At 36.3% G+C, this 21,280-nt stretch carries 19 protein-coding genes; 14 read left to right on the top strand and 5 right to left on the bottom strand.

Features of this window, described 5'->3' with window-relative positions:
- Window positions 1-331 precede the first annotated feature (331 nt).
- The 4 genes from DN392_RS06890 to DN392_RS06875 all read left to right on the top strand — a co-directional run bounded on the left by DN392_RS06890 (window position 332) and on the right by DN392_RS06875 (window position 3,878).
- Window positions 332-1,225, top strand: a complete 894-nt coding sequence (locus DN392_RS06890) for a hypothetical protein (protein ID WP_064473581.1) — start codon at window positions 332-334, stop codon at window positions 1,223-1,225.
- Between the two features lie 248 nt (window positions 1,226-1,473).
- Window positions 1,474-1,770, top strand: a complete 297-nt coding sequence (locus DN392_RS06885; RefSeq protein WP_000606811.1) for a hypothetical protein — start codon at window positions 1,474-1,476, stop codon at window positions 1,768-1,770.
- 220 nt (window positions 1,771-1,990) lie between these two features.
- Window positions 1,991-2,467 carry a PH domain-containing protein gene (locus DN392_RS06880; RefSeq protein ID WP_088091237.1) on the top strand — a complete coding sequence of 159 codons (477 nt, stop codon included), beginning with the start codon at window positions 1,991-1,993 and terminating at the stop codon, window positions 2,465-2,467.
- A complete protein-coding gene (locus DN392_RS06875) occupies window positions 2,460-3,878 on the top strand; it encodes a PH domain-containing protein (RefSeq protein WP_000278138.1) in 1,419 nt (472 codons plus the stop codon). The genes DN392_RS06880 and DN392_RS06875 overlap by 8 nt, the downstream gene beginning before the upstream one ends.
- A gap of 146 nt (window positions 3,879-4,024) precedes the next feature.
- On the opposite strand, the gene hmoB is transcribed toward DN392_RS06875, so the two are convergent.
- Window positions 4,025-4,528: a heme-degrading monooxygenase HmoB gene (gene hmoB, locus DN392_RS06870; protein ID WP_061672953.1), complete on the bottom strand. Its 504-nt coding sequence runs from the start codon at window positions 4,526-4,528 to the stop codon at window positions 4,025-4,027.
- 127 nt (window positions 4,529-4,655) lie between these two features.
- Between hmoB and DN392_RS06865 the strand changes: the two genes are divergently transcribed.
- From DN392_RS06865 to hemY, 4 genes are all read left to right on the top strand, one after another.
- On the top strand, window positions 4,656-6,773 hold the full coding sequence (locus tag DN392_RS06865) for a transglycosylase domain-containing protein (protein ID WP_000756245.1): 2,118 nt from the start codon (window positions 4,656-4,658) through the stop codon (window positions 6,771-6,773).
- Between the two features lie 189 nt (window positions 6,774-6,962).
- Entirely contained in the window at window positions 6,963-8,009 is a 1,047-nt protein-coding gene (hemE, locus tag DN392_RS06860) for a uroporphyrinogen decarboxylase (RefSeq protein WP_000252602.1), read from the top strand.
- Window positions 8,010-8,023: 14 nt separating this feature from the next.
- Window positions 8,024-8,959 carry a ferrochelatase gene (hemH, locus tag DN392_RS06855; protein ID WP_088608398.1) on the top strand — a complete coding sequence of 312 codons (936 nt, stop codon included), beginning with the start codon at window positions 8,024-8,026 and terminating at the stop codon, window positions 8,957-8,959.
- A gap of 19 nt (window positions 8,960-8,978) precedes the next feature.
- On the top strand, window positions 8,979-10,400 hold the full coding sequence (gene hemY / locus DN392_RS06850; RefSeq protein ID WP_149237966.1) for a protoporphyrinogen oxidase: 1,422 nt from the start codon (window positions 8,979-8,981) through the stop codon (window positions 10,398-10,400).
- Between the two features lie 43 nt (window positions 10,401-10,443).
- Here the strand turns inward: hemY and DN392_RS06845 are convergent, their stop codons facing one another.
- On the bottom strand, window positions 10,444-11,796 hold the full coding sequence (locus DN392_RS06845; protein WP_149237965.1) for a DUF4026 domain-containing protein: 1,353 nt from the start codon (window positions 11,794-11,796) through the stop codon (window positions 10,444-10,446).
- A gap of 241 nt (window positions 11,797-12,037) precedes the next feature.
- Between DN392_RS06845 and DN392_RS06840 the strand changes: the two genes are divergently transcribed.
- Window positions 12,038-14,404 (top strand): DUF6359 domain-containing protein, encoded by a 2,367-nt coding sequence (locus tag DN392_RS06840; RefSeq protein ID WP_098189613.1) that lies wholly within the window; start codon window positions 12,038-12,040, stop codon window positions 14,402-14,404.
- Between the two features lie 104 nt (window positions 14,405-14,508).
- On the top strand, window positions 14,509-14,808 hold the full coding sequence (locus tag DN392_RS06835; RefSeq protein ID WP_149237964.1) for a hypothetical protein: 300 nt from the start codon (window positions 14,509-14,511) through the stop codon (window positions 14,806-14,808).
- A 96-nt stretch (window positions 14,809-14,904) separates the two neighbouring features.
- Here the strand turns inward: DN392_RS06835 and DN392_RS06830 are convergent, their stop codons facing one another.
- Window positions 14,905-15,759, bottom strand: coding sequence for a hypothetical protein (locus DN392_RS06830; RefSeq protein ID WP_046958356.1), 855 nt, complete (start codon window positions 15,757-15,759; stop codon window positions 14,905-14,907).
- Window positions 15,760-16,086: 327 nt separating this feature from the next.
- Here DN392_RS06830 and DN392_RS06825 point away from each other — a divergent pair, with 327 nt between their 5' ends.
- The 4 genes from DN392_RS06825 to DN392_RS06810 all read left to right on the top strand — a co-directional run bounded on the left by DN392_RS06825 (window position 16,087) and on the right by DN392_RS06810 (window position 20,269).
- A complete protein-coding gene (locus DN392_RS06825; RefSeq protein ID WP_000963376.1) occupies window positions 16,087-16,659 on the top strand; it encodes a TetR/AcrR family transcriptional regulator in 573 nt (190 codons plus the stop codon).
- A gap of 215 nt (window positions 16,660-16,874) precedes the next feature.
- Window positions 16,875-19,610 carry a YhgE/Pip domain-containing protein gene (locus DN392_RS06820; protein WP_048567014.1) on the top strand — a complete coding sequence of 912 codons (2,736 nt, stop codon included), beginning with the start codon at window positions 16,875-16,877 and terminating at the stop codon, window positions 19,608-19,610.
- A gap of 102 nt (window positions 19,611-19,712) precedes the next feature.
- The gene (locus DN392_RS06815) at window positions 19,713-19,928 is read left to right on the top strand and encodes a hypothetical protein (protein ID WP_002108716.1); all 216 of its coding nucleotides are present in this window, start codon (window positions 19,713-19,715) and stop codon (window positions 19,926-19,928) included.
- Window positions 19,929-19,963: 35 nt separating this feature from the next.
- Window positions 19,964-20,269 carry a DUF2087 domain-containing protein gene (locus tag DN392_RS06810; protein ID WP_000140288.1) on the top strand — a complete coding sequence of 102 codons (306 nt, stop codon included), beginning with the start codon at window positions 19,964-19,966 and terminating at the stop codon, window positions 20,267-20,269.
- Window positions 20,270-20,296: 27 nt separating this feature from the next.
- Here the strand turns inward: DN392_RS06810 and DN392_RS06805 are convergent, their stop codons facing one another.
- Both DN392_RS06805 and DN392_RS06800 read right to left on the bottom strand, forming a co-directional pair.
- The gene (locus DN392_RS06805) at window positions 20,297-20,650 is read right to left on the bottom strand and encodes a PH domain-containing protein (protein ID WP_001068215.1); all 354 of its coding nucleotides are present in this window, start codon (window positions 20,648-20,650) and stop codon (window positions 20,297-20,299) included.
- Between the two features lie 109 nt (window positions 20,651-20,759).
- On the bottom strand, window positions 20,760-21,260 hold the full coding sequence (locus DN392_RS06800) for a DinB family protein (protein ID WP_098189617.1): 501 nt from the start codon (window positions 21,258-21,260) through the stop codon (window positions 20,760-20,762).
- Window positions 21,261-21,280: the final 20 nt, after the last annotated feature.

Here is a 21,280-nt window from a genome sequence, read left to right as displayed (position 1 = left end):
ACGAATTGTTTTCTGTTGCTTTTCGATATGTTACGATTTGAAGTTCATATCCAATCAACCGAGAATATGTAAAGTTAAAAAAATAGCAACCTAAAAATAGTTTTTCTATGTGTATAAAAGTGTGTGTAGTAAAGAGTCTGGTGAGAGCTTTACGCACATTATTAAAATTCCTTTCTGTCTTAAAAGAAGAAAAACAAATACCAACTATTTAGGTGTTTTAAGTAATGATAGTAAATGAAATGTACAGTACATATTTACTTTCAGTCTAATTACTACACAGACTTTTATACATATGCTGTTATTGTTTTAGGAACACATAGGGGGAGAAAGAATGAGGAAGTTATTAACGGTAATTGGAATTACATGTTTAATGTTAGCTGGATGTAGTAATGGGAATTTTGAAAAAGAAATGGATGCAGGGAAGACCGCGTTAACGAATAAAGAATATAAAAATGCCTTATCATCATTTGAAAAAGCGCTAGATGAGAAACAAGACGATTCAGATGTAATGGTGCTTGTAGAACAAACGAAAATAATGATTGAAGCAGTGAAGTTAAAAGAAGAAACAAAGGTAGAAGAATCAATCAAGTCATTTGAAAAAGTAGAGAACATGAAGGATGGGAATAATACACTTATAAAGCAGGCAAAGGAAGAACGAACAGCATTACTAGCTGTGTTAGAACAAAAAAAGAAGTATAGTGAGCAATTGGCGAAAAGTGAAGAGTTAATAAGTAAGAAAAATTATGCACAAGCGAAAGAGATATTAAATAAGTTAGTTGCAGAAACAAAAGATAATAAGAACCTTGAAGAATATAATAAAAAAGCAGTAGGATTAGTTACTAAAATTAATGAAGAAGAAAAAAATGCAAAGAGTGAAGCAGCAGTGAAGGCACAAAAAAATGTAGTAACGAATCAAAAGGTAGCAACAGAAAAGAACGAAAAAACTGAGACAGAAAAAAATCAAAAGGTAGCAACAGAAAAGAACGGAAAAACTGAGGCAGGAAAGAATCAAAATGCATTTACTTTTGAGAAAGCTAAAGAATATATCAAAAATGAATATAAAGAAGAATATGATTACACGCTAGAAGATACACAAGTAGAAAATGGAAAGAAATATTATAAAATTAGAGTGCGTACGACATATAAAATAGAAGGCGCAGCTGGATCAGGATTTACTGGCGTATTCAAAGTATTCGAAGATGGTACGATTATTGAAATGCACTAAATCGATGAAAAAGGTATCCTCAAAGTATATGAGGGTACCTTTTTTAGCATAAAAAAAGCATCTAGCAAAAGTACTAGATGCAAATAAAAACACAAGGGAAGACAAAATTCTTCCCGTTTCCCGTATGTAATTATATCAAAAAATATATAAAAAACTAGCTTTATTTTTTATATAATTGATGTGTAAAGCTATGAAAGTATAAGATTACACTGTTTTCATAGTGTTTTATTAAAAAAGGAGCTGTGTATATGATTAATTTTAAACCAGAAAATTTGAACCAACTATTAAAAGTAATGTTAATTAGTGCGAATAAATCTTATGATGCGATTAAAGATTATGAATTTACAGGGGAAGCGGTAGTATTCCGTGTGGATTTCGAATATATTGACGTTTCTCTAATGATTGTAGATATGTTAGGAAGATCAGCTTCTAAATTTACTATTTTGCCATATGCCCGTCCGAATACGAATGAAATAGACTACATTCAGTTTCATGTGTATGCGATTAATGAAGGGAATTTTAAGGAAATGATTGATACGATGTAGGAAACTATAAAGTGAAACTTTAATCAGTGGGGGATTCATCCCCACTGATTATTAGCCCTCACCAATCGGACGTTTACGGGCAGCCCGACGCCCACCTAACTTCTTTGCTCCAGCTGAAATTTTTGGGGAGTTTTACTGCCCGTTAACGCGGGATAATTTTACAAATATGTATATACCAACTAATATATAATTAATACATTCATATAATTGGAGTGATGAGATGCAGCCGTTAGAAAGGGAGATTCATTCTGATATGCTGAAAGTGTGGCGAATCCACGCTTTCATTGGGGCGGCAGTTATACTAGCAGTCGTAATTGCGTATTTCTTTTTTATGATCAATTTTAACTGGTGGGGCTGGTTGTTTGGCTTGCTAGTAACAGGAGCTATTACATTTATCCCGCTTGATTATTTTGTGTTTCCAAATTTACGTCAACGTTATTATAGTTACAGATTAAATGAAGAAGAGATTGAGATTCAAAAGGGAATGTTCGTTGTAAAACGCGTACTCATTCCGATGATTCGTGTGCAGCACGTAACGATTGAACAAGGCCCGATTATGAGAAAGTATAATTTAGCGGAATTACATATTTCAACAGCGGCAACTTCTCATAGTATTCCAGGTTTAACGAAGGAAGAAGCAGAGCAGCTGAAAAGACAAATTGGAGAACTTGCGAAAGTGAGTGATGAGGATGTATAAGAGGCAACATCCGATCACAATTTTATTAGGTATTCGAATTGCGACTTTGTTGCCTTTTATTTTTCTTGTTTTATTTCGTTCAGATGGTGAAGTAAAACCTTGGTATTTCTTACATCTTGTTCTTTTGGCCATATTATTTATTATGGCAATTTTCTCAGCTATAAAATGGTATTTCAAAGTGTACTGGGTTGAAAATAATATTTTACATATAAAGCACGGTGTGTTCGTTAAGAAAGAAAGTTACTTAAATAAAGAACGTGTGCAAAATATTAGTACGTCTTCTAACATCATTTATCAAGTACTTGGCCTGACGAAACTAAACATAGAAGTAGCCGGCGGGGGTAGTGAGCCAGAAGTGATGTTAGCTGGCATTAGAGAAGAGGAAGCGAAGGAACTGATTGCTTTATTAAATAAAAAAAGAAGCGCTGCGAGTGAAGAAGTACCCATGGCAGAAGAAAGTAAGACGATTTATCAGTTAACGATGAAAGAAATTTTAGCAGCTTCCATTACGTCTGGTAGATTCGGATTAGTGTTTTCAGGATTACTTCTTATTTACACAGAGTTTAATCAATTTCTTCCAGAATGGCTCATAAATAAAGTGGAAGCGTATGTGATGGATAACGGTGTATATGAATTAATCGTTATGGCCGCGATTTTAATGGCGGTTTCGTGGGTCATTTCAACAGCTGGCTATGCGTTAAAATATGCGAACTTTAAAATAGAGCGAAAAGGAAATGAAATTCGTATCGTACAAGGGTTATTTGATAAGAAAGAGTTTGTTTTAAAATTACACCGTATTCAAGCGATCACTGTGAAAGAAGGAATTCTCCGCCAGCCTTTCGGTTATTGCTCTGTCGAAGTGGAAGTCATTCAAAGTATAGAAGCAGCTGGAAATGAAGTTATGTTACATCCTTTTATGAAAAAGAAAGATGTCCAGCAGTTACTTACATATTTGCAGTTACCGTATGAAATGGAAGAGGAAATCGTTCATTTACCGAAGGCTGCATTACGTCGTTACGTAATAATGGGCTGGATTACAAGTGCTGTGCTCGCACTGCCGATCATCGGTACGAGTATATATTTCAAACAAAATATTGCGTTGTTCACTTTAATACCACTATTTATCATATTTACGTTGCTTGCATACGCTCGGTATACAAGTGGCGGATATATGATACGAGACAATCAGTTAGTCATGGTATACCGTGGTCTTGCGAAATATACAGGAATTATGCGAAGAAGACATGTTCAAGCAGTAGGATACAATCAATCATATTTTCAAAAGAAAGACGAGCTATGTACAGCAGTGGTATCGGTAGCGGGGCATCGTTACAAAGTGAAGCATATGCAAAAAGAAGATGCGCTTCGTATATATAATTGGTACAAAGAAAAAGGAAGCACCGGCGTGTAACGGTGTTTCCTTTTTTATGTCGTCATTTGTCGAATCGTCGATATATTGAAAAAATCGTTGATATATTCAAAGATATGATAGATATATTCGGAAAATCGTTGATATAATTTCACATACCGTGGTCTTCAAACTCCGAACTCAAAAACTTAAACTAACACATCAAAAGTAGTCACAAATGACGGACGAGAGAAAATACTTTTCTGCTGCTCTGCATGTGGATGCGCCTGAGCCGGAGCTTGTCCTTCTGCTTGTGCAGGGCGTTTTTTATGAGCGTTTTCGAATGAACGTGATTCTGTCCAATCTTTAAAGTTTTGTTCCGTTTCCCACATCGTTAAGATGACATATGTATCGTTACTTAATGGGCGTAGAACACGGATTGCTTGGAAGCCGGGTTCGTTTTCAATAAGGCCTGCTCGGTTTTTAAATCGGTTTTCAAATACTGGGCGACCTTCGTCTGTTACAGAAATGTTGTTACAAACGATATAGCCAGGTTGTCCTTTAAATTCGCCAACAGCGTCTAGTACGTCATATTGAAGCGCTGATTCTACTGATTCTTCTGTATTTTCTTTATAAAACATATCTTTTTCATTATTTTTTGCAGTGAAATGTGCTTGTTCTAGAGGTGTTTCGTATGAAATAATAGCCTTCATTTTAATGCCCCCTTAATTATTTGTTTCTATTATATCAACTCTCTTAAAAAACTTCGAAGATTATATACATAAAGATACTTCTTTTTCAAATAATAAATGTACCATCATTTGGAAAGAAGGCCGATGTATGAAGAAAGTAAAGTGGACTTTATTAGGTGGATTCGCAACGCTAGTATTAGCGATTGTACTTTATAAACTTATTGTGTTAGCTGGTGGCTATATGATGGATGAAAAGCAGCTCGTTTTCCACTCTTCATCACGTATCGTTGACCAGAAAGGGAAAGAGATTACGAAATTATATGTAGAAAATAGAGATCTCGTACCAGTAGAGCAAATTCCAAAGCATGTCCAGCAGGCGTTTATTGCGGTGGAAGATTCTCGTTTTTATGAGCATCAAGGAATTGATTACCCGTCTATATTCCGTGCTCTTTATAAAGATACGTTAGCTGGAGAGAAGGTCGAAGGCGGTAGTACCATTACACAGCAACTAGCGAAAAACGTCTTTTTAACTCGTGAAAAAACAGTTACGCGTAAATTGAAGGAAGTCGCAATTTCGCTTCAATTAGAGCAAAAATATACGAAGCAACAAATTCTTGAAATGTATATGAATCATATTTATTTTGGGCATGGGGCTTACGGTATTCAAGCAGCAGCAAAGTTGTATTTTAATAAAAATGTAGAAGATCTAACCGTAGAAGAAGGAGCAATGCTTGCAGGTCTTCCGAAGTCACCAAACGGATATTCACCTTATTTCTCTCCAGAGAAAAGTAAGGAGCGCCGTGATCTCGTATTGTCACTTATGCATAAACAAGGCTATTTGACTGCCGAAGATAGTGTACGTTATCAAGGAAAGACAATTGCTTTATATAAAAACTTAGACGAGAATGAACTCGCATATATGCCGTATATTGATATGGTTATAGATGAAGCAGCTCGTTTATACGGATTGTCTCATCAAGAAGTACTGCGCGGAGGATATACGTTTGTCGTACCGATGGATGAAAAGATTCAAAAGGTAGCGTATAACCAGTTTCAAGATGCAAGGAATTTCCCTGGTAAAGAAGAGGGGGCGCAAGGTGCTTTTTTATTAATGGATAATCGTACGGGCGGAATTAAAGCGGCGATTGGCGGAAGAAAGTACGTCCCGAGAGGCTTTAATCGTATTTTCGCAAAGAGACAGCCCGGTTCTGTGCTAAAACCACTTATCGTCTATGCACCAGCACTCGAAACGAAAAAGTATAATCCGTATTCTTTATTGACGAATGAAAGAAATTCATTTGAAGGCTATGAACCCCGAAATTATAACCATGCGTATTCGAAAGAAATGACGATGTACGATGCGATTTTAGAGTCAGCAAATGTGCCGGCAGTTTCTTTATTAAATGAGTTAGGGGTAGAAGAAGGAAAGCAATATTTAGAGAAAGGAAATGTTCATATTGCCGATGCTGGTTTAAGTACAGCACTTGGCGGGCTGAAAAATGGTGTTTCAACATTTGATCTTGTGAAAATGTATCGTGCATTTTTAGCAAATGGCGCTATTATTGAGCCGCACGTGATTGATAAAGTGTTAAATAGACACGGCGCAGTTATTGGAGAATCGCCAAAAGTAGAAACGAAAATTTTCTCGAAACAAACGGCATGGTATATGACGAAAATGTTAGAAGGGGTTGTGAAGGAAGGGACAGCGAAAGCAGGCATATATAGCGGTGCATTAGCTGGGAAAACAGGTACAACTTCCTTACCGAATGACGATAATGGAGCTAGAGATATGTGGTTCGTTGGCTATACGCCAAATTTAGTAGGTGCTGTTTGGATTGGTTATGACCGTACGGATAAAGAGCATCAGTTGCAAGGAGAAAGTGCGTCAGCAACGAAATTGTTTAAGAAAATTTTAACGAAGGCAAATGTAGAACAGAAAGAGCAGTTTATGAAACCAGAAGGTGTGGAAACAATCGGTGCTCCGATTCGGCTGCGCAAGATTGAAGATGTGAAAATGAAATTAGCGTTTAGCCCTTTCGGTTTATTTAAAGCAAAATTAAGCTGGACACCACTTCCAGATGAAAGAATTATGTATCGTATTTATAGAGTGGAAAACGGAGTTCATACGCATGTAGGCACTGTAAATGGTGCCGGAGAATATGAGGAAAAGTTCGTTAACATCTTTTCAAAACCGAGTTTTTACGTTGTACCATATAACACACAAACGAAACGTGAAGGAGAAAAGTCAAAAGTAGCTAAACCATAGTTTTTCTCTGTGCTATAATAAGAATGTTGTGAAAATAGTAAGCGGTTTTACGAATGTTTGTGTCAATTTCATGAACAACGTACATAATGTTATGCATTTTGTTTTTACAAGCTGTATAGTAAAAAAAGATAAATATCGGAATAGAACGTATTTAGAGCAAAAGCATTGGCAAGGAAGGGAGCAAGGGTCTTGGTAAGAACTATAAATGAGACATTTTTAAAAGCATGTAGGGGGGAACGTACTGATTATGTACCAGCATGGTATATGCGTCAAGCAGGTCGTTCGCAGCCGGAATATAGAAAGATAAAAGAAAAGTATTCTTTATTTGAAATTACACATAATCCAGAGTTATGTGCTTACGTTACAAAGTTGCCAGTCGATCAATATAACGTAGACGCAGCAATTCTTTATAAAGATATTATGTCACCACTACCTGCAATTGGTGTGGATGTAGAAATTAAATCAGGTATTGGCCCAGTTATTGATAATCCAATTCGTTCTTTACAAGACGTAGAAAAACTAGGGGAAATCAATCCAGAAGATGACGTACCGTACATATTAGATACGATTCGTTTATTAACGACTGAAATGTTAGACGTACCGTTAATCGGTTTTTCAGGAGCTCCATTTACGTTAGCGAGCTATATGATTGAAGGCGGTCCATCTCGTAATTACCATAATACGAAAGCGTTCATGTATGCAGAGCCGAAAGCTTGGTTCGCATTAATGGATAAGTTAGCAGATATGGTTATTACATATTTAAAAGCGCAAATTAACGCAGGAGCAAAAGCAGTTCAAATTTTCGATTCTTGGGTTGGCACAGTGAATGTAGCAGATTACCGCATATTTATTAAACCAGCGATGGAGCGTATTTTTGCAGAAGTTCGTACGATGGGTGTTCCAATGATTATGCACGGCGTAGGAGCTGCGCACTTAGTGAATGAATGGCATGACTTACCTCTTGATGTTGTAGGTTTAGACTGGCGTTTACCGATTGAAGAAGCACGTGCACGCGGTGTTCATAAGGCGGTACAAGGAAATATGGATCCTTCATTCTTACTAGCACCTTGGTCTGTTATTGAAGAACATGTAAAAGCTATTTTAGATCAAGGGATGAAAGAGCCAGGTTATATCTTTAACTTAGGTCACGGTGTATTCCCAGAGGTAAATCCAGATACATTAAAACAATTAACTACATTTATTCATGAATACTCTAAAGAACAGTTAGCGAAGTAAAGGAGAATAGCTGTATGAAAAAGAAAATTGGTTTGCTTGTAATGGCATACGGAACGCCATATAAAGAAGAAGATATTGAACGTTACTATACACATATTCGTAGAGGAAGAAAGCCAAGTCCTGAAATGCTAGAAGATTTAACAGAGCGTTACCGTGCAATTGGTGGCATTTCTCCTTTAGCTACTATTACATTAGAGCAAGCTAAAAAGTTAGAACAGCGTTTAAATGAAGTACAAGATGAAGTAGAGTACCATATGTATCTTGGTTTAAAACATATCGAACCTTTCATTGAAGATGCAGTGAAGGATATGCATAACGACGGTATACAAGATGCAATCGCACTTGTTCTTGCGCCGCACTATTCTACATTTAGCGTGAAATCGTATGTAGGACGAGCACAAGAAGAAGCTGAGAAACTTGGAAACTTAACAATTCACGGCATTGATAGCTGGTATAAAGAACCGAAATTCATCCAGTACTGGGTTGATGCAGTGAAAGGTATATATAACGGTATGTCAGAAGCAGAGCGTGAAAAAGCAGTATTAATCGTATCTGCACATAGCTTACCAGAAAAAATTATCGCGCTTGGCGATCCATATCCAGACCAATTAAATGAAACAGCTGACTATATTGCAAGAGGTGCTGAAGTAGCCAACTATGCAGTAGGTTGGCAAAGTGCAGGAAATACGCCAGATCCTTGGATTGGTCCAGATGTACAAGATTTAACGAGAGAATTAAATGAAAAGTACGGTTATACTTCATTCGTATACGCACCAGTTGGATTTGTTGCGGAACATTTAGAAGTTTTATATGACAACGACTTTGAGTGTAAAGTTGTGACAGATGAAATTGGCGCGAAATATTATCGTCCAGAAATGCCAAATGCATCGGACGCATTTATTGATTGCTTAACAGATGTTGTATTAAAGAAAAAAGAATCTGTATTGTAAAAAGAAAGGGGGAGCATGCTTGAGGAAAAAAGTTGTAATCATCGGCGGTGGCATCACAGGATTAACAACAATGTATAACTTGCAAAAAGATATTCATGACAAGAACTTGCCGATCGATACATTACTTATAGAAGCATCTGGTAAACTTGGCGGGAAAATTCAAACCGTTCGAAAAGATGGATTTACAATTGAACGCGGACCGGATTCTTTCTTAGCACGAAAAGAAAGTGCCTCTAGACTGGCGCGAGAATTAGGTCTTGGTGATGAACTTGTAAATAATAAGGCCGGTCAATCATTTATCCTCGTAAACAATCGGTTACATAAAATGCCGAGCGGATCGATGATGGGAATTCCAACGCAAATTACGCCGTTTCTATTTTCCAGGCTGTTCTCCCCAATTGGTAAACTAAGAGCTGGTTTTGATCTATTAATGCCGAGATCAAAGCCAGTATCTGACCAATCACTCGGGCATTTTTTCAGACATCGCCTCGGCAACGAAGTGGTTGAAAATTTAATAGAACCATTACTATCGGGTATTTATGCAGGGGATATTGATGAAATGAGCTTAATGTCAACATTCCCGCAAATGTATCAAATTGAGCAGAAACATCGCAGTATTTCACTCGGTATGCGTACGCTTGCTCCGAAAAAAGAGAAATCTGAACCGAAAAAGGGAATCTTCCAAACAGTGAAAACAGGTTTAGAATCTATAGTAGAATCTCTCGAAGCAAAGATACATGAAGGTACGATAATAAAGGGAACTCGCATTGAAAAAGTTACAAAACTTGGTGATGCTTACACGATTACTCTTAGTAACGGAAAAGAAATAGAAGCGGACGCGGTCGTAGTGGCAAGCTCACATAAAGTATTGCCATCTATGTTTGCACAGTACAAGCAGTTTCGTTTCTTCCGCAACATTCCGTCTACATCAGTTGCAAATGTGGCAATGGCTTTCCCGCAATCAGCCATTCAGCGCGATATTGACGGCACAGGGTTTGTCGTATCTCGAAATAGCGACTACACAATTACAGCATGTACGTGGACACATAAAAAATGGCCACATACAACGCCAGAAGGAAAAACGCTTCTTCGTTGTTACGTCGGTCGTGCTGGTGATGAAGCAGTTGTAGAACAAACAGAAGAGGAACTCGTTCAGCTCGTACTAGAAGACTTACGAAAGACGATGGATATTACAGAAGATCCAGAGTTTACAGTCGTAAGCCGCTGGAAAGAAGCAATGCCTCAATATACAGTAGGCCATAACGAGCGAATGAAGAAACTCACAGCATTTATGGAGAAAGAGTTGCCAGGTATATACTTGGCAGGTAGTTCTTACGCTGGTTCTGGTCTTCCGGACTGTATTGATCAAGGTGAGAAAGCCGCAAAGCGTGTACTATCTCATTTGGAGAAAGTAATGGAGACGGAATTACTCGTACAATAAAATATAAGAAACGCCTTCAATCACATTGAAGGCGTTTTGTTACTTATTCACCAATAAACATATATAAGTTATTTGGCTTTATAACGGAATCTCCCGCATAAATAACCCATTCTGTTAAGTTTTCAAACTCTAACTGATAACTATTTCCCTCACTCATATCTTTTATAAAATATGGTTCATTAATGAGTATTCCTTGAATGAAATCTTCCGTAATGTTTTGCATTTCAAACCACATATGTTCACTTTTTCCTTCTTCGTAGGAAACACCAAACTTAGCGAGGAAACGAAAATCTTCATTTGCTTGTTCAATGTGAAAAATATTGCTGAAATACCCGAAAGTATTCTTCGCATTGTAAGCCATACGATCGGTTTCACTATTTGTTTTATAGAACATGAGCCCTGTAGCTTCCTCGCGTTCTTTGAAAAAACTTTCAATATATTCTTCTGAAGTATTAAATTTGAATAAAAGAACGGACGGAGATTGATGGTATTCATCTCGGTCATCCATCCCGCCTAAGAATACGTTTTGTGCATCTATTGGTTGTAGTTTCACTTCTTCATCCTCGATTGAAGACAATTGATCCATACTCGTTTTATGCCCAATATAAGATAATCCCTTTTCCCACGGAACAGCTACTGTATGGATAGAACCTTGCTGACTATGCGCGATCACGATAGGCTCATTCATAGGGACTTGTCCATTCTCAACGGCATTATTAGCAAATGTTTGAAAGAGATCACCAATGCCGTAATAGGACGAAATGCGATTTGGAATAATTAATTCTATTTCTGTTACGCCTGCTCTTAAAAGGCCATGTGTATGAAACCAATATTGCGTAGGCTCACCTTCTTTATCGTCTTCATAAACAGAATGAATAACGTACAAGTCAGGAATGTCAGGTAATAATTCATTTTCAACGTGATATTCAATATAGCTTCTAGATATTACTTTCATTGCTGCACTTGAATCGATTACAAATAACAAGTCTGGAGCGAGGTTCCATAAAAACTGTAACTGCTGGAAAAAGCAGTCCAGCACATCGCCTACAAATAGCGTACGAGTGAAAATTTCAGTGCCATAAGCAGCATCTTCAAAATTACGATCTACGATTGTAGAATCTTGTCTATTGTATATTTTATATTCTTCTGGATCGCTCGTTTCATCAATATGCAGTTCATACGGTATGATTGTTTCATTCATATGTAACTCAACAATAAGGCTTGTCTCATCACTGTAAACAATTTTTAATTCATCCACTTTAGTAGAGATAGTCTCTAGCCGCTGTTTTAACTGTTCAATTGTAATTCTAGTTGGTATAACGGCAATCATATCTGAAAAATGACGTTCTAATGTTCCATTCATAGCTGCGCGGTATGTTTCTGTTTGCACTTCCATCCAATCACTCCTATTCAAATGAATCCATTTTACATGCCAATGAAATTTCAATATTTTCTGTTTTCTCTCTCTACTATTATAGGTCGCATTCGTAGAAGGTGTAAAATTATTATTTTGTATTATAGTTTGAAAGCTTGTAAATTAAATAAATTTTTTGTAAAACTTGTCGAAATAGCATTCTATATAACGAATCATTTGTTATGATAGAAATGCTGAGAAAATATGAAATAGGGAGAGGAAAATGGCTGTGAAGAAATTGTTAAGTGTCTTTTTATCATTATTGCTATTGCTTTCATTTACTGGAACTTTAGCGCAGGCAGAAGAAAATACTTCTATGTCAGTAGAAAAAGCAATTCAAGTATTTAAGCAGCAAGGGAAAACGAAGGGGACAGTGGAAGGATACATCGTTGGATATACGCAAAGTCCTTCTAAATACACGAAAGATCCTGCTAAGTTTGATGATACAAACGTAGCAATTGCGGATTCGCCAACTGAAACGAATCCAGACAAAATCATGCCTGTTCAGTTGCCAAAAGGCGATGTGAGAGCGGCAGTAAACGTGAAAGATCATCCTGAAAATATCGGGAAGAAAGTTAGTTTAACAGGGACGCTTGAATTATATTTTAGTAGCCCGGGTTTAAAATCGGTAACAGCTCATAAGTTTCAAGGGGAAGGACAAAACCGTGTTAGCGATGTAGTAGCTTCGCCTGGTAGTGGAGAAGTTGCGAAGGGAACAGCGGTAACATTAACAACGAATACAGAAGGAGCAACAATCTACTATACGTTAGATGGCTCTAACCCTACAAATAAGAGTGTTCGTTATAACGGACAAATTGTAGTGAATGAAAATAGTGTGATTAAAGCAATCGCAGAGAAAGAAGGGCTTACTTCTTCAGCCATTTCAACATTTTCATTTATTATCGTAAATAATGAACCAGTTCGTATTCATGATATTCAAGGAAAATCACATCTTTCCCCTTACAAAGGAAAGAAAGTATACAATGTGGAAGGCGTTGTAACAGCACTTGATAAAAATGGTTTTTATATAGAAGATAACCAGCCGGATAATGATCCAGCTACGTCAGAAGGTATGTACGTATACAAAAAAGATGCGAATGTAGCGGTAGGAGATCTTATTCAAGTTGATGGAGAAGTAGAAGAATATGTTGGGCCTGGATATGCAGAGCGATTTGAAACAGACTTAACGACGACGGAAATTAAAGCGAGCCGCGTTGCTGTAATCGCAAAAGATCAAGCTTTACCAGCGCCGATTGTACTTGGAGAAAACGGTGTGAAAATTCCTGATCAAATTATCGATAATGATGCATTTGGTTTATTTGATCCAAATGAAGATGCAATCGACTTTTATGAAAGTATAGAAGGTATGCGCGTTACGATGCCAACGCCAAAAATTATTGCACCTCAGAAAAACGGGAATTTATATGTAACAGTAGAAAATGGCGGAAATAAAGTCGTAACGAAATATGGCACACCTGTATTAGATGAAAATCAATTAAATCCAGAGCGTCTTTCTGTAAAAGTCCCTCGTGATTATGTAGCAAAAGTAGGAGATACTTTCACTGGAGATATAACAGGGGTAGTCGGATATGATTACGGTTCGTTCCGCATTGCGCCAATAACGGAATTACCATCTGTAGTGGAAGGTGGATTTAAGCAAGTAGGCGCGAATATTCAGCCTCGTCTTGATAAGTTAACCGTTGCTACATATAACATTGAAAACTTCTCGGCGAATAAAAAAGAAACAACAGATGAAAAAGTAAAAGCGTTAGCGTATTCTATTAAATACAACTTAAAAATGCCAGATATTATCGGTGTAGAGGAAATGCAAGATAATAACGGAACGATTAATGACGGTACAACAGATGCTTCTTTAAGCGCAAAACGTATCATTGATGCAGTTCTAGAAATTCGTGGACCAAAGTATGAGTATGTAGAAATTGCTCCGAATAATAATCTAGACGGAGGAGCACCAGGAGCGAATATTCGCGTCGGTTTCTTCTACAACCCATCACGCGTGAAATTAGCAGCAGTACCGAAGTTACTTGATAAAAATGTCGTTCGCATTGGAGACGAAAATCCATTATTTGAAAGTACACGTAAACCGCTTGCAGCAGAATTTACGTTCCAAGGACAAAACGTTGTTGTCGTTGCAAATCACTTAAACTCAAAAATAGGAGATGCAACGCCATTTGGAAAAGTGCAGCCGCTCGTATTAAAGAGTGAAGAAAAACGAATTCAGTTAGCGCAAGAAGTAAATCAATTCGTACAAGGAATTCAGAAAAAGAACACGAATGCACCAGTTGTTGTGTTAGGAGATATGAACGATTTTGAGTTCGCTAAACCACTAAAAACATTAGAAGGAACAAACTTAAAAAATATGTTAAACACAGTGCCGAAAGAGAACCGCTACACGTACATTCATGAAGGAAATGCACAAGTGTTAGATCATATTTTAGTAACAAACAACATCGCACCACACACAATTGTAGACCCAGTACACTTAAACTCAAACATTATGAAAGAACATGGACGTGTAAGTGACCACGATCCAGTACTTGCTCAAATTGATTTGAAGAAAGCTTCTTAAATAGTCATGAAAGAACGCTTAGAGATATACTGAGCGTTCTTTTTCTGTAAAAATCATGTTAAAATTAATTAAAAATTCAGCTTTTTATAATGAGGAGGTTAAAGATGCAAGCGTGGTTAAATGGAAAATTAATGAATCAGCTTGCAATTTTGTTTTGTACAATCGTCATGCTCCAATTTGTAGCGGAGGTAACAGGACTTACTCAAAATTTGGATATTACGTATAACTTAATACATACAGCATTGTCCTATGTAACATTTAGTTTCGCAGTCATTTTTACTCTAATAGGCGCAAGAAGAGAATTAAGTACATATGCAGTTGTTTTATTATGTTTAGTTGTAGGTATTAAAGCGATTTATTTTGCGGCGGTCGTTATTTTATGGGGATTGGCAGGTACGCCGTAAAGGGGAGATGATTATACGATTGATAAATGTAAATGAGAATAAGAGCGTAATTCTCTAAGCTAACTTAGGGAATTACGCTCTTATTCGTTCAATTATTTAGTCCGAAATTGCTTGAAACGCTTTTCTACACCGCTCTCTTTTTTGCAGTCTTCTTCTATATTTTTTTCTATCCCGCTTTACTCCTTGTATATACATAAATAAGCTAACGAGAAGGAAGAAAGCACATTGCATCGTTAAAATATACGGTGACATGCCCTGCAGTGGTTGTTTCGGATCGTATAAATGAATAGGTGCTCCGCCTATTGAAGGAAATATTGTATTTAGCAGGACGTAAGGAATGGAGGCAACTGCAAATGGAAAGAGAATTGCCATATAGTCCTTTTGTGACCATACAGATGCAGCAAGTCCTAAAAGGGCCATTAAACCTGCAAATAAAAAATTAATTCCGATATATACAGTAATGTAAGTGAGAGGCGCATCGAAATATAGGTTTGCGAACATTCCATCAGCATTTATGATGCCTGAACCAATCGTAGGTGTTCCGTCTGGAATGGTTAATTTGCAAAATAATAACGATAAGATGAATGGAAATGTATAAAGAAATCCTCCGCAAAAAAACGTAACGATATATTTCATTACTGAATAAGGAAATAAAGAAATCCCCTTACTCACAAACGGTTTAAAACCATCTGACTTATCCGAATTGTAACTTGTACTAAAGGGGAAACTCGCAATAACTGGCATTAATAATAAATAAACATCCATTTCATTGTCGCGAAATCCGATCCATTTTATATCTGTTGAAATAGGTCCACTCGCTGCGTCTCCTAAATAACGAATGACATAGTAATAGTGATAAATACAAATAAGAACGAATCCACTAAACATAATAATTAAAGAAATACGACTACAAAAAGCTTGCTTTATATTTAAACGAAGCGCACGCATCATGACTGAAAAAGCCTCCACTATTTTGATAAACTTGTCTATTTTCTATATTACTATTAAATGTAAAGATTTTCTTGTTTTTTTATTTGATTATTTGAAAAAAGGGAAATTTGTTGTTGTTAAGTAAGGTTTAATTGTATATCTTAAGAACACCTTTTCCTTTTCTCTTTTCTTCTGATAAACTATGGACAGTATGATATACACTGACTGGAATTTTTTTATACTGGAAATAATAAAAAAGAGAACTTGTCTAGAATGTAAGCGTGTGGTAATATCAAAGATGTACTGATTGACTATATTATCCAATTGGTCATTTTTGGAGGTGACGATGTGGCGATAGATCGAAAACGTTCTATTATTGAAGCTGCAACAAAGTCTTTTTCAGCGTTCGGTTATAAAGCAACAACGATGGATCAAGTAGCGAAGTTAGCGAATGTAGGAAAAGGAACGATTTATACTTTTTTCAAAAATAAAGAAGAGCTATTTGGTGAGATTATTTCTAATTTAATTACAGAAATGAAACAAGTTGCAGAAAATGCAATTCGTTCAGATGTTTCATTTTTTGAAAATGTACATAGAGCATTATATAGCATATTAGAATTCAGAAAAGAACATCAGCTCATGATTAAATTAATTCAAGAAGAGCGCGACATGGGAACGAAAGAAGTACAAGAAGTGATGCAACAAGTAGATGTGGAAATCGTTTCTGTTATTCAATCGTATTTAAAGATTGCGATTGATAAAGGTGAAATTAGCAAATGTGATCCAGAAATTACAGCATTTATTATGCTTCGCTTATACGTATCGCTTATTTTTGATTGGGAAAAAAATCATAAACCGCTAGAAAAAGAAGAAATTGCAGAATTATTTGAACTTTATTTATTAAAAGGATTGTCAAACTAAGATAATCCTTTTATTATTATAAAAAGTGACCACTTGAACGAAATGGTCATATATTTATTTTAGGAGGGATAATAGAAATATTTACTTCATAGTAAGGAACAGTTGCATAGTATAAATTCGGGGATAAGGCATATGTATGAATAAGTATAGCCTTTTTGTTTGGGTAAAAATGACCAAATGAACATTTTGGTCATTTTAATAAAGGGGGAGAAATGATGAAATGGAATCAGTTACTTCGTAAAGAGTTTACTGAAATTATAAAAAGTAAAAAAATATTAATTCCAATTATCGCGGTTTTATTCGTACCAATTTTATATGCAGGTATGTTTTTATGGGCCTTTTGGGATCCGTATAAACAGTTAGATGATTTACCAGTTGCGGTAGTTAATTTAGATAAAGGTGCAGTATTTGATGGGAAACCAATTGAGGTTGGAAAAGGGCTCGTTGATAATTTAAAAGATAATACAAGTTTCAAATGGGAGTTTGTAAGTGAAAAAGAAGCGAAAAAAGGAATGGAAGGTAGAAAGTATTACATGTTAGTACGCATTCCAAATGACTTCTCAAGTAACGCTACAACGTTATTAAAAGATGATCCAAAACCATTAAACTTAGAATATATTCCAAACGAAAGCTTAAACTTCTTATCTTCACAAATTGGTGGAACAGCGATTGAAAAAATTAAAGGTGAAGTATCAAGTACGTTAACGAAAACATATGCAGAGAAAATGTTTGATTCCATTAAAGACGTCTCAAAAGGATTAGCAGATGGGGCGGAAGGAGCAAATAAACTACATGACGGATCAAGTGAATTGCACGATGGTTCAAGTAAAGTGACAGATGGCCTTCATACACTTCAAGGAAAGTCTGGGGAGATGAAGGATGGAGTTGGGAAATTAGCAGATGGATCTAATAAGTTAGTAGATGGGTCTGGAAAAGTAACAGCAGGTTTAAATACATTAAATAGCAAAACGGGTATAGGGAAATTACAAGATGGATCCGGAAAAGTAACAGACGGTTTAAATACGCTAAATGGCAAAACAGGTGAAATGCAGACAGGTATAGGAAAATTAGTGGACGGATCCGGAAAAGTAACGAACGGTTTAAATACGTTAAATAGCAAAACGGGTGAATTGCGTGATGGATCTGAGAAAGTGACTGGTGGCTTGAACAAACTAGTAAGTAAATCTGGTGAATTACAAACAGGAACAACTGACCTATCAAATGGTATGGGAAAACTTGCTGAAGGGCAAAGTCAATTAGAAAAAGGGTCTCAAGAAATTCAAAAGGGATTGCAAGAGTTAAATAGTAACGTACAAAAGTCTGCTGTAGGCTTAGAGGAAATGCAGTCGAAAGTTCCTTCTATATTGAATACAGTAAATGAGAAAATAGATGGAGCTGGGGCGAATGTAAATCAGTTAAATGAACTTACACAATCAACAGCAGGAGATGCAAAAAATGCAGCGCAAGAGGTAGCGAATTTACAAAAGCAAATTGAAAGTTTACCAAAAGAATATCAAGAGCAGTTACAGCCATTCGTAACAAGTGCTGTAAAAAGTACAGCGACAGTTCAGCAAAAAGCTGCCGGAGTAGCAGGTGGAACAAATAAATTAAATGAAGAAGTAAAACAATTAACAGGCGAAATACATCAAACAACAAATGGATTGCAAAACAAATTACCAAATCCAGCAGGGGTGAAAACTCTGGCAGGTGGTGTTGAAAAATTAACGAACGCACAAAATGAATTTGTTAGTAAGTTTCATGGGTTTGGTGAAGGATTAGATAAAGCAAAAATAGGTGCTGATAAATTAAAAGATGGATCAGTTCAATTAATTGATGGAGTAACGCAATTACAAAGCGGATCCGGAAAAGTGACAGCTGGATTAGGTCAATTATCTGCAGGAGCAAATCAATTAGCAGATGGCTCAAACCAAGTAACAGGCGGTTTAGGTACGTTATCTGTAGGAGCAAACCAAATGGCAGGTGGAATAAATCAATTAGCGGACGGTTCAAGTCAAGTAACAGGTGGTTTAGGTACATTATCAGTAGGAGTAACCAAATTAGCAGATGGTTCAAATCAAGTAACAACAGGTCTGGGCGATCTAAATGGTGGCCTAAATAAAATGTCAACCGGCTCAACCCAGCTAATCGACGGCGTTAATAAACTAGCAGACGGTTCCGGAAAAGTAACGGATGGCCTTGTAAAAGTAAACGACGGTTCAGGTGAACTTGCTGAGAAACTTGGCGAAGGGGCAGAGAAAACGGGTGAAGTAAAAGGAACGGATAAAACGTATGATATGTTTGCAAGCCCTGTAAAAGTGAAGACGGAGAAAATGGCGGAAGTTCCAAACTACGGGACTGGATTTACACCGTATTTCTTATCACTCGGTTTATTTGTTGGGGCATTATTATTATCTATCGTATATCCATTACGTGACACAGTTGGTGTTCCAAAATCGGGGTTTAGCTGGTTTATTAGTAAGTTTGGCGTTTTACTATCAGTCGGTATTATTCAAGCAGTAGTAGCTGATGTCATATTACTGTTCGGATTAGGTGTAGAAGTACAAAGTATGCCGTATTTTATACTCTTTAGCATCGTTACAAGTTTAGCGTTTATCGCATTAATTCAATGTTTAGTAACAGCATTCGGTGATGCAGGGCGTTTCATCGCCATCATCACATTAATCATTCAGCTTACAACAAGTGCTGGAACATTCCCACTAGAATTGATTCCGAAGTTTTTACAACCATTCAATGCTTGGTTACCGATGACATATTCTGTATCAGGATTGAAAGCAGTCGTATCAAGTGGAGACTTTAACTTCATGTGGCAAAACGTAGGAATACTCATGATTTTCATCGTGGTATTATCACTTGGAACAATCGCATCCTTAACTTGGATGCACAAAAGACAATTTAGAAATATTGCGGAAAATCAATCAGTTGAAGCGTAGAAAAAAGCACCTTTTTGGTGCTTTTTTTATTTTAATGTAGGGCTAAATAAAAGGACAGGAATTGCAACCATTTGAACAGAAGTATAGTACATAGGAGTTGATATGATGAAAGGAAATCTTACTTATTATTTTATCGTAAATCCGCTAATCATCTTTCTTGTTTACGCCCTTTCACCTATCTTGTTTCATAAAGAAAAATATATAAATATGAAAGATGCACTAGGAATACTTTTAGTTTACTATGTGCTAATTAGCGGGTATTACCTTATGGATGTTATAAGTAAAAGAATGAAGAAGGATAGTAAAGATAAACGATAAATTTTATGGCATAAAAACCGATGGAGGACAACAAAATGACTGAAAGTGAAATGAAATTTCGTGATACAACCATTCGTAACTTTTTCGATAAAGAGGACCGCCTAAAATCGATTCCAGGTCAAAAGAAGAAAAAACTAGTATTGTTAGAGCATTTAATTAGCAAGTTAAACGCTGAAAATCAATATACGGAAAAAGAAATTAATACATTTATAAAACAATATCATGATGATTTCTGTACGATTAGACGTGAGTTTATTGTGCACGGATTTATGGATCGAGAGGATAATATGTACCATATAAACGGGAGAGAAGTTTGGACGAAGTGGGAGGAGTTAAAATAATGAATCAGCAGGGGGAATCCCTGCTGATTATAAGTCCGTGCTAGTCTTACATTTTCTTTGAAGTAAGTCTATGAACTCTTCAACATTCGAACTTGTAATGTATCCAAGCGTTATATATTCATCTTCATAGTAAAATATTATTTTTTTGTCAAAGATTCTTCTCTTCGTTTCTATGGATAGAATTTTTTCATAATCAAATTCGGCAATGAACGTGTTTTTATGTTGGCTAAAAAAGAGAAGTCTTCTATTAGTAGCAAGTAACATGCCAGGATGCGGGACTTTATGCGTAATAATATAGCCAGTAAGTGAACATTTTAAAGTAGATAAAATCTTTTCTTCTTTATGTAATAGTTGTTTTGCAGCTGTTAAGATTGGATTCATTTTATATATTCCTTTTATATAGATTTAAAGATATTATATCAAAACTAAAGAGACTCCCGATATGTATTATTGCATATTGGCAGTCTCTTTTTAGTGGAAATGTTTACATTTAGTAAACTTTAAGTTCCAGTCGCTCTTTCTGGCGCAGATGATGTGCAAAATGCATAGAAATAAGCTGGAACCATTCTGCTGCATGTAAGTAACCAAGCCCAGGGTGCTGTACCTTACAATCATTTGGAATAGAAGGAAGTGTTGGCTCTATTTTTTTTACAATTGTAATTAATTCTAGAAGCTGTTTCTGTACGTCTTCTTTATTAGCTGGGTTTTCAGGCGTATATCCAGGATGATCTGGTAATTTGATTTTTATGTCTGGGAAAGCTCCCATCATATATACCTTTTCTCCCATATCCGTTTTCTTGTTAGTTACAGAAGGTACTTCAGTTCTGCATTTCACGATTGCATCTAACTGCATGCGGGTAGCTGAAATTAAGTGATTATACATTTGACCGAGAGACCATTCCTCATTAGAAGGCTTCATCCTAAATTGTTCTATAGAGTACTTTTCTAATTCCTCTATGTAGTACGTTGCTAACTCTTCAAATTTCTTCATATCACTAACTCCTTTTTATG

This window comes from Bacillus sp. BB51/4 (assembly GCF_008368845.1).
Classification (GTDB): domain Bacteria; phylum Bacillota; class Bacilli; order Bacillales; family Bacillaceae_G; genus Bacillus_A; species Bacillus_A wiedmannii.
This window is presented reverse-complemented; position numbering and strand designations above follow the sequence as displayed.

Excerpts from the sequence above, each read along its gene's own strand:
- DN392_RS06890 (WP_064473581.1), top strand. The coding sequence starts at position 332 with ATGAGGAAGTTATTAACGGTAATTGGAATTACATGTTTAATGTTAGCT.
- DN392_RS06885 (WP_000606811.1), top strand. The coding sequence starts at position 1,474 with ATGATTAATTTTAAACCAGAAAATTTGAACCAACTATTAAAAGTAATG.
- DN392_RS06880 (WP_088091237.1), top strand. The coding sequence starts at position 1,991 with ATGCAGCCGTTAGAAAGGGAGATTCATTCTGATATGCTGAAAGTGTGG.
- DN392_RS06875 (WP_000278138.1), top strand. The coding sequence starts at position 2,460 with ATGTATAAGAGGCAACATCCGATCACAATTTTATTAGGTATTCGAATT.
- hmoB (WP_061672953.1), bottom strand. The coding sequence starts at position 4,528 with ATGAAGGCTATTATTTCATACGAAACACCTCTAGAACAAGCACATTTC.
- DN392_RS06865 (WP_000756245.1), top strand. The coding sequence starts at position 4,656 with ATGAAGAAAGTAAAGTGGACTTTATTAGGTGGATTCGCAACGCTAGTA.
- hemH (WP_088608398.1), top strand. The coding sequence starts at position 8,024 with ATGAAAAAGAAAATTGGTTTGCTTGTAATGGCATACGGAACGCCATAT.
- DN392_RS06845 (WP_149237965.1), bottom strand. The coding sequence starts at position 11,796 with ATGGAAGTGCAAACAGAAACATACCGCGCAGCTATGAATGGAACATTA.
- DN392_RS06840 (WP_098189613.1), top strand. The coding sequence starts at position 12,038 with ATGGCTGTGAAGAAATTGTTAAGTGTCTTTTTATCATTATTGCTATTG.
- DN392_RS06835 (WP_149237964.1), top strand. The coding sequence starts at position 14,509 with ATGCAAGCGTGGTTAAATGGAAAATTAATGAATCAGCTTGCAATTTTG.
- DN392_RS06830 (WP_046958356.1), bottom strand. The coding sequence starts at position 15,759 with ATGATGCGTGCGCTTCGTTTAAATATAAAGCAAGCTTTTTGTAGTCGT.
- DN392_RS06820 (WP_048567014.1), top strand. The coding sequence starts at position 16,875 with ATGAAATGGAATCAGTTACTTCGTAAAGAGTTTACTGAAATTATAAAA.
- DN392_RS06815 (WP_002108716.1), top strand. The coding sequence starts at position 19,713 with ATGATGAAAGGAAATCTTACTTATTATTTTATCGTAAATCCGCTAATC.
- DN392_RS06810 (WP_000140288.1), top strand. The coding sequence starts at position 19,964 with ATGACTGAAAGTGAAATGAAATTTCGTGATACAACCATTCGTAACTTT.
- DN392_RS06805 (WP_001068215.1), bottom strand. The coding sequence starts at position 20,650 with ATGAATCCAATCTTAACAGCTGCAAAACAACTATTACATAAAGAAGAA.
- DN392_RS06800 (WP_098189617.1), bottom strand. The coding sequence starts at position 21,260 with ATGAAGAAATTTGAAGAGTTAGCAACGTACTACATAGAGGAATTAGAA.